The sequence below is a fragment of the Cedecea sp. NFIX57 genome, from assembly GCF_900177785.1.
Taxonomy (GTDB): Bacteria; Pseudomonadota; Gammaproteobacteria; order Enterobacterales; family Enterobacteriaceae; genus Cedecea; species Cedecea neteri_C.
This window is the reverse complement of the sequence record NZ_FXAS01000063.1, coordinates 1-9,828: the sequence shown is the minus strand read 5'-3', so window position 1 is coordinate 9,828 and position 9,828 is coordinate 1. Positions and strand designations below refer to the sequence as shown.

At 56.6% G+C, this 9,828-nt stretch carries 2 protein-coding genes and 1 pseudogene; 1 reads left to right on the top strand and 2 read right to left on the bottom strand.

The features are described from left to right. Positions 1–24: 24 nt before the first annotated feature. Positions 25–327, bottom strand: coding sequence for an IS4/Tn5 family transposase DNA-binding protein (locus tag B9Y90_RS24920; RefSeq protein WP_085543001.1), 303 nt, complete (start codon positions 325–327; stop codon positions 25–27). 200 nt (positions 328–527) lie between these two features. Between B9Y90_RS24920 and B9Y90_RS24915 the strand changes: the two are divergent. Next, positions 528–833, top strand: a pseudogene (locus B9Y90_RS24915) (transposase domain-containing protein); the annotation flags it as partial. A gap of 235 nt (positions 834–1,068) precedes the next feature. Here B9Y90_RS24915 and B9Y90_RS24910 read toward each other — a convergent pair. Next, positions 1,069–9,546: an Ig-like domain-containing protein gene (locus tag B9Y90_RS24910; protein WP_085543000.1), complete on the bottom strand. Its 8,478-nt coding sequence runs from the start codon at positions 9,544–9,546 to the stop codon at positions 1,069–1,071. Positions 9,547–9,828: the final 282 nt, after the last annotated feature.

Sequence of the window (9,828 nt, the reverse complement as noted above, 5' to 3'; positions counted from 1 at the left end):
AACGGTCAGTGTAATAAAAAGAAGTCAGGGCGCGTTAGGAAATAACGCGTTCATGTTCCTCCGGAACCATCGTTCATCTTCGCCAGAATACGCATGAGTCCTTTCGATGATATTTTTTTTGTGAGGTGCCATGATTTTATCTGCTGAAATTTTATCACTGGAAAAACAGCGATAAGCCGCTTTTGTCTCGCTCCAGGTGCGGCAGGATACGGGAATGCTTTCCTTCGGTGAACGGCTAAGTAAGCTGAGAACGTGCTTTACTCGCTTCTCGAGCCTGGTATCGCCAACATCCAGAGATTTCAGCTCCTGAATAACCCAGTTTTCCATAATCCCTCTGAATAATGGCCAATTTATCAAAAGAATACCATCACTCAGACTTATGGGTAAGGACATGCAATGTTACTCACCGATCTCCTTCATGGTAATACGCAACATGTCGTGATAGTGTCCATTAAAAATTTAAGTGGACTCTATCATCCGCGATCCCGGAGGAATTTTGACAGACGTTCTCTGTGGAGCGCTTACCGCTGAAACGGCGGGTCGCCCTCAGCCAGTTCCTGGAGGATGGCGCGGTGCCGCCTGACAACAACATCTGTGAGCGGGCAATCAAACCGGTGGTGATGGGCAGAAAATCATGGCTGTTCGCCGGCTCAGTTGCTGCAGGCGAACGTGCCGCGAAAATCATGAGCCTGCTGGAAACCGCGAAGATGAATGGCCTTGATCCACATGTGTGGTTGACAGATGTCCTGCAGCGACTGCCGGTCTGGCCGGAAGCGCGGCTGGGCGAGTTGTTGCCGGGGTTCACCTTCGCGGGGCGTGACAGCGGCCAGTAACTCCGCGATGTGTGCACTAAGGACTTACGCGCCTGACACAGTTAAACCAGGGGAGCCCGCGCCCCGCACGGCCTCAGCGGTCGCAGAAACTGCCTCAGTTCCTGCGACTTCCCCCTCTCAACACCACACTCAGTACTTCCCCCGCTGACGAACGTCCCCTCCGAAAAACCTGATACCGGGCCCGACGACCTGTCAAGCCGAGTTCACCGGAACGACACGTCTCAAATATCCAGCTTTAACCTTTCCCCCAATCAGCATCATTGTTACCCAATATCTTCCCATCAAATTCATTCTCAAAGAATGATTCCGGCCCTTTAATATCTTTAAATACAAATCGCAGGCTAAATTGAGAGTGTTCTCTCAAACAAGTTGCTTTCTCATCTCCTGCGGGATAGACCTTCGCGTCCTCACCCTTCCCCATCCCCGAGTAAGCAGTAATTTCCATTTTTGTGCCAGAAGGTAAAGGAGTCGCATAAGCGTCTTCTTTGCCCCACCAATGTACTTCGCCGCAACCATTTTCATCGTGGTGTTGTGGAGAGTGTAAGTGTGGCTGTGGTAAATTCAACGTTTCCGTCACATTAAACGTTACGGAGTCTGAACCTCGGGTAACGGTAATTACTGCCGTGCCCGGCCCCTTAATATTTATGTGCACTCTACCTGTACTCTGGTCCGTATGGTCAATAGTTGCCACTGAGGTATCTGATGAGCTTGATGTCAACTCACCGCCAGCACAGGAATTATTACTACAGACACTCGTTGACGTTTTTTCAATTTTTCCTGTGTATGCTTCCTTTATGTCATTCGGTTTTATCAGTGCAGGTATCTTAACGGGAGCCACCACGTGCAACTCTCTCGTATTAGAAGATTTTGTACCAGCAGTCGCGGCGGTGAAACTATAATACCCTGCCAATACCCCAGTCACATTTATCGCCGTGCGCCCATTGCTATCTGTTGTGCCTGTCCAGCCTCCACTGGATGACCTGACTCCTGTAGTGCTGCCAGGATTGAACGTAACCTTCTCATTTGCTGCCGGATGCCCTCCCTCCATCACAACAGCCTCCAGCGTAGCTGTCTCGCCCTCGGAAATGGTCTCGGGAGACAGAGATAAGGTGACACCATCCTTTTTGGGGTCGATAACTGTGACTGTGGCGCATTCTCCCTGGGAGTCTATGGTAAAGCACATTTTTACATATGTCGCTGAAGAGCGGCCGTCATCAACGATTTCGACCTGGTCATCGTGAATTCTTGCCATGTCATGAAGTGAACTCGCAGTAGTAAAGACTGTATCCTGCCATGATTTCCCTATCTGTTGGCCTCCATTCGCCCATACTCCACCATCTGACTCTAACGATCTCTTAACGGAAACTCTCTGCCCCTCATGCCCCTTCCAATGAACGACCGCCTCATATCCAAAATGACCGTCTAATCTGACAGTACGAGGGAAATGCAATATAATTTCAGGTTTGACGTCGTTCACGTTCACCGTGAACGTCTCTGTTTTATTCGCGTAGTTGGCCAGCGTCTCTGTGACCGTGATGGTCGCAGAGCCCGCAGATACCCCTGTCACTTTGCCTGTGTCTTTGTCTACCGTGGCAATGGCTGTCTTATCCGAGCTGAAAGTCAGTTTCGTGCCCGTAAGGAAGCCTTTTACCTTCTTCAGATTATCCGCCGAGTTATCATCTTTCGTGGCACCCACGTTCAGGTCGATATGTCCCGGTTTCAGGTCAGGCAGCGGCCCCTTATTCACCGTCACCGGGAAGGTGACCGCAGGTGCAGCGACAGCATCGGGCGTCTCTCTCGTCGTCACGGTGATGTTTGCCGACCCCACCTTCTGCACCTTACCTTTATCAATGGACACGGTACCGTCGTTGTTGACGCGAATATCGAGGCTTTCAATCACATCCGGATTGTCGGAAGAGGCGACGAAGTCACCTGCCCCCGGAGCGCCACCAACACCTTTACCTGTCGGGGTTGTGATATCCGCTGTCAGAGGCCAGTCCACAGATATCGCGGCTGGCTTGTCGAGGTGCGGAGTGAATTTTCCGAACGTCACTGGCAGAGACGGAGATTTAGCCCCTCTGTAGCTGGCCGTCAGATTAAACGCTCCCGCAGATTTCGACGCAATATGAATGACCGCCTTCCCGCCAGAAGACTTCTGGACAAAACTCTCGTCAGTATGGGATGACGATTCAGATATTGTGATTCCAGGCGTTGATGTGAACGTTACATCATCATCCGGGGCCTCTTTGCCATTCACCATCACAGTGGCTGTCAGTGCCGTGTAAGCCCAGGACAGACTCCCTGGAGAAGCAATCGCCCCGCCCGGGTGAGACAGGGTCACCGCAATCACATCGCTCACGTTCACCGTGAACGTCTCTGTTTTATTCGCGTAGTTGGCCAGCGTCTCTGTGACCGTGATGGTCGCAGAGCCCGCAGATACCCCTGTCACTTTGCCTGTGTCTTTGTCTACTGTGGCAATGGCTGTCTTATCCGAGCTGAAAGTCAGTTTCGTGCCCGTAAGGAAGCCAGTTACCTTCTTCAGATTATTCGCCGAGTTATCATCTTTCGTGGCGCCCACGTTCAGGTCGATATTTCCCGGTTTCAGGTCAGGCAGCGGCCCTTTATTCACCGTCACCGGGAAGGTGACCGCAGGTGCAGCGACAGCATCGGGCGTCTCTCTCGTCGTCACGGTGATGTTTGCCGACCCCACCTTCTGCACCTTACCTTTATCAATGGACACGGTACCGTCGTTGTTGACGCGAATATCGAGGCTTTCAATCACATCCGGATTGTCGGAAGAGGCGACGAAGTCACCTGCCCCCGGAGCGCCACCAACACCTTTACCTGTCGGGGTTGTGATATCCGCTGTCAGAGGCCAGTCCACAGATATCGCGGCTGGCTTGTCGAGGTGCGGAGTGAATTTTCCGAACGTCACTGGCAGAGACGGAGATTTAGCCCCTCTGTAGCTGGCCGTCAGATTAAACGCTCCCGCAGATTTCGACGCAATATGAATGACCGCCTTCCCGCCAGAAGACTTCTGGACAAAACTCTCGTCAGTATGGGATGACGATTCAGATATTGTGATTCCAGGCGTTGATGTGAACGTTACATCATCATCCGGGGCCTCTTTGCCATTCACCATCACAGTGGCTGTCAGTGCCGTGTAAGCCCAGGACAGACTCCCTGGAGAAGCAATCGCCCCACCCGGGTGACTCAGGGTCACCACAATCACATCTTTCACGCTCACCGTGAACGTCTCTTTTTTCTCCGTGTAGTTGGCCAGCGTCTCTGTGACCGTGATGGTCGCAGAGCCCGCTTTCACTCCCTTCACGTTTCCATCACTGTCCACCGTGGCAATCGTTTCATCACCGGATTTGTACGTCAGCACAGTATCTTTAACAAAACCAGCCTTCGCTTTCAGCTGACTGGCGCTGTTATCCGCCTTTGTCTCGTCCACATTCAGGCTGTCGATATTTCCCGGTTTCAGGTCAGGCAGCGTCCCCTTATTCACCGTCACCGTGAAGGTGACGTCTTTCGGCGCCTCCGTGTCCGGCGTTGCCGCCTGGCTGACCGTAATGGTGACCAGGCCTGTCGGCACCCTCAGCGCCGTCAGTTTCACTCTGTGATCGGAGGTCAGCGTCGCCGTCACGATGCCAGACGGCGCCGCGGTCACGCTCAGCGGCGCCCCGTTGCCCTCACCGACAGCGTCGGAGGTGGCCACGGATTTAGCCGGGTCCGCATCGTACGTCATCGTCACGTTCGCCGGGGTCGTCAGGGCCGGAGAGGTTTTCTTGTTTACCGGCACGACGATGGTGGTCACCAGGTTATCGTAGCCGTCAAGAGCGTCCGTCCCCGTCACCGTTACCGTGCCCGGATACAGAACTTTCAGCTTGTCACCCGACAGGCTGGCACCGGTGGTACCGGCATCCGTCAGCACATAAGTGATCTTGCTGCCCGTGCGGGCCAGCGGCATCGTCAGTGTCACTGTGTTGCCCGCCGTAACAGCGGGAATACGCTCCTCGTTTTTACCGCCGGCCCCCTTATTCACCTTCACCGTGAAGGTGACGTCTTTCGGCGCCTCCGTGTCCGGCGTTGCCGCCTGGCTGACCGTAATGGTGACCAGGCCCGCCGGCACCTTCAGCGCCGTCAGTTTCACTCTGTGGTCGGAGGTCAGCGTCGCCGTCACGACGCCAGACGGCGCCGCGGTCACGCTCAGCGGCCCCCCGTTGCCCTCACCGACAGCGTCAGAGGTGGCCACGGATTTAGCCCGGTCCGCATCGTACGTCATCGTCACGGCCACCGGCGCCGTCAGGTCCGGAGAGACTTTTTTGACAAAGGCCACCACCATGCTGGCCGTTTTTCCATTCGCCAGCGTGGCCGTGACGTGGTTGTCTCCCGCCCCGGTATCTTTCAGGCTGACAGTCACCCGCCCCTCTTTATCCGTCGGGGCACCTGTCGCTTTTCCACCCGCCGCAAATCTCGCCGTTCCGCTCGTCACGGTAAACGCCACCGCCATGCCGGCCACCGGGCGACCACTCCCGTCCGTCACCACTGCCGTCAGCGGCACCTCCAGCCCGACACGAGCCACATTCGCCCCGTTCAGGGCGACGCCCGCATGAGCAACATCCGTGAGGAAGGTCGCCGTGCCACCCACTTCATCCCCGGCCGCATTCACGCCCGCCTTCACGGGATAAACGCCCTCCACAGCAGAAACCACCGGCAGCACAGCCTTACCCCCCGCAGTCACTGCTTCCGGTTTCCCGTCTTTCGCCGTCACATCCGCCGGCAGCGTGAAGTGAACATGCACCCCGTCCGGGGACACATTACCCTGACTGTCGCGCACCTGCGCCGTCAGCATCACGGCGGACGCCCCGTCCGCCGGCTGCGACCTGTCCGCGTCCAGCGCGCGCACCTTCAGAGAGACCAGGTCGGCAATAAAGTGTACTGTCTGCGTCTTCTCTGCCCCTGACTCACCCTTCGCTCGCACGGTAAACGCCCCGGCTCTGCTGCTGAGCGCCGTAAAGTCCACCTGTCCCTGGTCATCGGTACTCACCCCGCCAGCCGGGCTACTCAGCGTAATACCTGTATCGGCAGAGAGGCTGACGCGGCTGTTCGCCACCGGGTTGTTGTGCTGGTCCCGTACGGTCACCTGCAGCCTCACTGGCGTACGGTTATCGGCCGGCGCATCATCCCCTCCCGTCACCTTCAGTTCCGTTACCTGCGCTGTCGTGGTGTCAGGGGTAAACATCACCTCAGCATTATCATTACTGCCATTAGCCAGCGACGCCGTGACCCGAATGGGACCGGCACGGAAAGACGATACCGCGGCATACACCTCACCCTGCTCATCGGTTGTTGCTTCAGCCGGCGTCACGGCGGCGCCCCCCTCAGCGGATAGCTTCACAGCCACACCCGGCACTGGATTGTGCCCGGTATCAGTAACCAGAACACCCACGCGGTCACTGCTCCCGGCAGGCTGATTGTTCGCCAGAACCACCAGATGCCCGCGCTCTATTTGCGCTGAGCTTCTGTCCGGAACAAAATGAACGTCCGTCCCCAGGTGGTTTCCGCCAATGGAGGCTGTAATGGTAAACGTGCCGGCAGTGGCAGAGCGCACATCCACTTTTGCCGAACCCTGCGCATTTGTCAGCCCCGTCGATGCAGACAGGCGAGTGTCTCCTGAACCACTGAAGCCAACCGTCACATCTGGCAGAATATTTCCATTTACATCCGTGACAACAGCCTCAACACTGATTGCTGTATGGCCGTCCGAAGGGACGTTGTCCTTGTCTGCGGTTACGCTGACAATAATCGGTGTCTGGCGACTGGCCACGAAGTGCACCGGGACCGTCCGGCGACTACCGTTAATTTCAGCAACCACATTCGACGTGCCGGCGGTGGTGCTTGCCAGAGTGACGTAAATTTCACCATTTTTATCTGTGACCGGGGCGCCATCACTCAGGATAAGGCCATTGTCCCCCGACAGTTTCACTTCCACGCCGGGCAGTGGATTGTACTGTTTGTCTGTCACCAGCAAGCCCACCCGTGCAGCATCCAGGCCGTCAGCTGCGGCGTTATCCCGCAACACAACCAGATAACCATCCGGAATTTGGGCACTGTTATTGTCCGCCACAAAACGGACAGCCTGGGTCAGACGACTGGCAGACAGCGAGGCCGTGACCACACTTTCACCTGTATTTGTACTGGTCAGAGTAACCTCTGCATCACCATTATTGTCCGTCGTGACAAAATCTGAAGACAGCTGCGCGCCATCTGTGGCGCTGAACAGCACAGTCTGATTCGGAACAGGATTGCCCTGTGCATCCCGGACGGAAGCCACCAGATGAACCTCATCATCGCCGCTGGCTTTCGCTTCATTCTTGTCCCGGGTAAATGCAACCAGCAGACCGGATGTCGCTTCGCTCGTGAATGTGACCTGCGTGCTCAGGTTGCCCACCGGACGCCCCCCCACCAGAGGGCGGATCGTGACCTTCCCAGCCTGACGCCCGGTGAGAGTAGCGGTATAAATCCCGCCGCCCTCACTGACGACAGGCGTCAGGGTATACACCTGCGTCGGATCACCTGGGGTCACGTTCGGCGCCGCGACGGCGTCCAGCGAGAAGCTGAGATCCTGTAACCCCTCAACCGCTTCACCCTGTGCATCCCTGGCAACAAAGCGGATGATGGCGGTCTCCCGGCCATTAGCGGTCAGAACATCCGGGGTGGCGGAAACTGATGACTGCCCCGGCGCCAGCGCCCCGGCAACATGGACCGTTGCCGGCGGCAGGGACTGGCCTGACACCCCCGGCGTCAGGCGGAAAGTACCTGACTGTGTCCCGGCCGTCACCGTGACGACATAGACACCCGGGGACTGCCGGTTCAGTGGGGAAAGCGAGGCAGCCGCGGGGCTCCCTGAGAGGTTTTCGCGCATCAGGGTGATGCTGTCCGTCGAAAAATCGACCGGTTGCCCACTGTCATCGACCAGCGCCAATGTCAGCATCCGGGTAGTGTGACCATCCGCAGGCAGGTCACTTTCTGCAGGAGTGAACGTACTCCGGGTAGCACTGAGCTGCCCGGGAATGACGGTCACCCGGGTCTGTGCCGGTGAAGATGTGTTCCCCTTGCTGTCGGTAGCCACCGCAGAGAGCGACCAGGTATTCTGTTGACTGTCAGCCCCGTTGTAAGGCGGGAGCGTCAGCTGAAAATCACCGCCACCCAGGTCATCTATCTTCCCGCCCGCGGTGGAAAATGCCCCACTCTGCCAGGTAATATGGTCCAGTCCGTGTTCAGCCCGCACTGAGGCATGCAGGGCAACAGTAGCCCCGCCGCGACCTGAGAGCTGTTCCGGCAACGACAGGAAGACCACCTGTTTCTTACGATACTCCAGAATAATATCGTTATTACGGGAAACAAAATCATACCGGCTACCCGCCAGACTGCGCATATACGCCACTGCATTGCTGTCCAGTTGACGACTGAGAGTACTCCCCGGTTGCCAGCGGAACTCGACCCCCACCCGGGCATCGTTACCCCCCCCCCCGCCCAGCGTGCGCTCAGCCGTCAGGGTCATCAGCGGTACCGGGGTCCATGAGAGCCCCGCCGTCAGCCGGTGTGGATCTTCCAGCCGTTCGGAGGCACCGTTCATGCCCACCTCGTGGCCGTAATACTGCTCCCAGGTCAGTTTGCCACCCAGCTGTGGATAAGCCGGCAACCAGGCCTCTGCCCGGACATCCCATCCGTCAGCCGGGCGTTCCTCGTAATCATCCAGGGCCCGGGAATCTTTCCAGCCACTGAGACGGAAGTACGCATTCGTGCTGAGTTTCAGATCATCCCGCCAGTACTCAAGCCCTAGCCCGCTGCGGGCATGGCCGCCGGTATAGTCATAGTCAAAGAAGGTGTTCGCCCCCGCCATCCAGGTCCCGGCAAAATAGCGCCAGCCCAGCCCAAGGTTAGTTTGCAGGCGGTCATCAGTCCGGTGCAGACTCCCTTGCGTGAATAACAACGCGGTCGGGGTTTCCCACAGCGGGAACAGAAGGTCTGCCTGCGCGTTACGCAGGGACAGATGGCGATCCGGATTCAGCTGAATACGGGCATTACCAAAACCCCGCATCCAGTTTTCTACTTCCGCACTGGCCTGGCTCGCAGCCATATTCACGGCCATATTCGCAAAGACATCTCCCTCACTTTGTGATTTTGAATGTGAGGACAGGGCCGTTCCGATGCTGGAAAGTGTGCCGGCCATTTTATTTTGCCATTCCTGTACAGGGTCCCCCCCCTGCGAGGATGAGGCAGGGGAGCCCGCAGGGGCACTGTTTTTTTGCAGTGCATCCCGGCCCGGATTATTCAATGAGGACGCCGGAGACTTGCCGGCGGGGACATCGACCTCATCCCCGGCCCGGAGATGATCGAAGCCGTGTGCAAACGTGCGAAACTGGTTAAGTTTGCGCAGCGCATCCAGGCTGATGCTAAACTGCCGCGCTACGTCCTGGACTGACTCTCCGGGTTTCAGCGTATAAACCTGCGTGGCGTCAGATGGCTGAAACAACACCCGGTGCTGTACCGGGGCCGCGGCCATGACAGGCGTGAATGTGCAGGCCAGAGGGAAAAGAAACTGAACAAGAATATTCAGCCAGACAAGGGCTCGCCCGCCCCCCCCAAAAACAGAGTGATGATGGATATTCGAGGGTGTGGTATTGTCTGAAGCTGACATCATGATGGAACGACTCTTTGTTTCTGGCCGCAGAAGTCACGGCTTTATTATAACGGATAGTACAGACATCGCCGGGTCATCCCCGGCTGTCTGCGATAAAAAGCAACACGTCACCTTCACCTCCCGGGATACGGTCAGGTAAGGGCCTCATGGATGCAGTGAAATTCTCCTGAGAAAAACTCAGAACAAATAAAAGCTTTTATCAGGATTAAAACATCCGGAGTGGAAGCATTAATCCTGATAATGACTGGCTTCGTGATGAAAGGGATAATGGGTGGGAAGTAT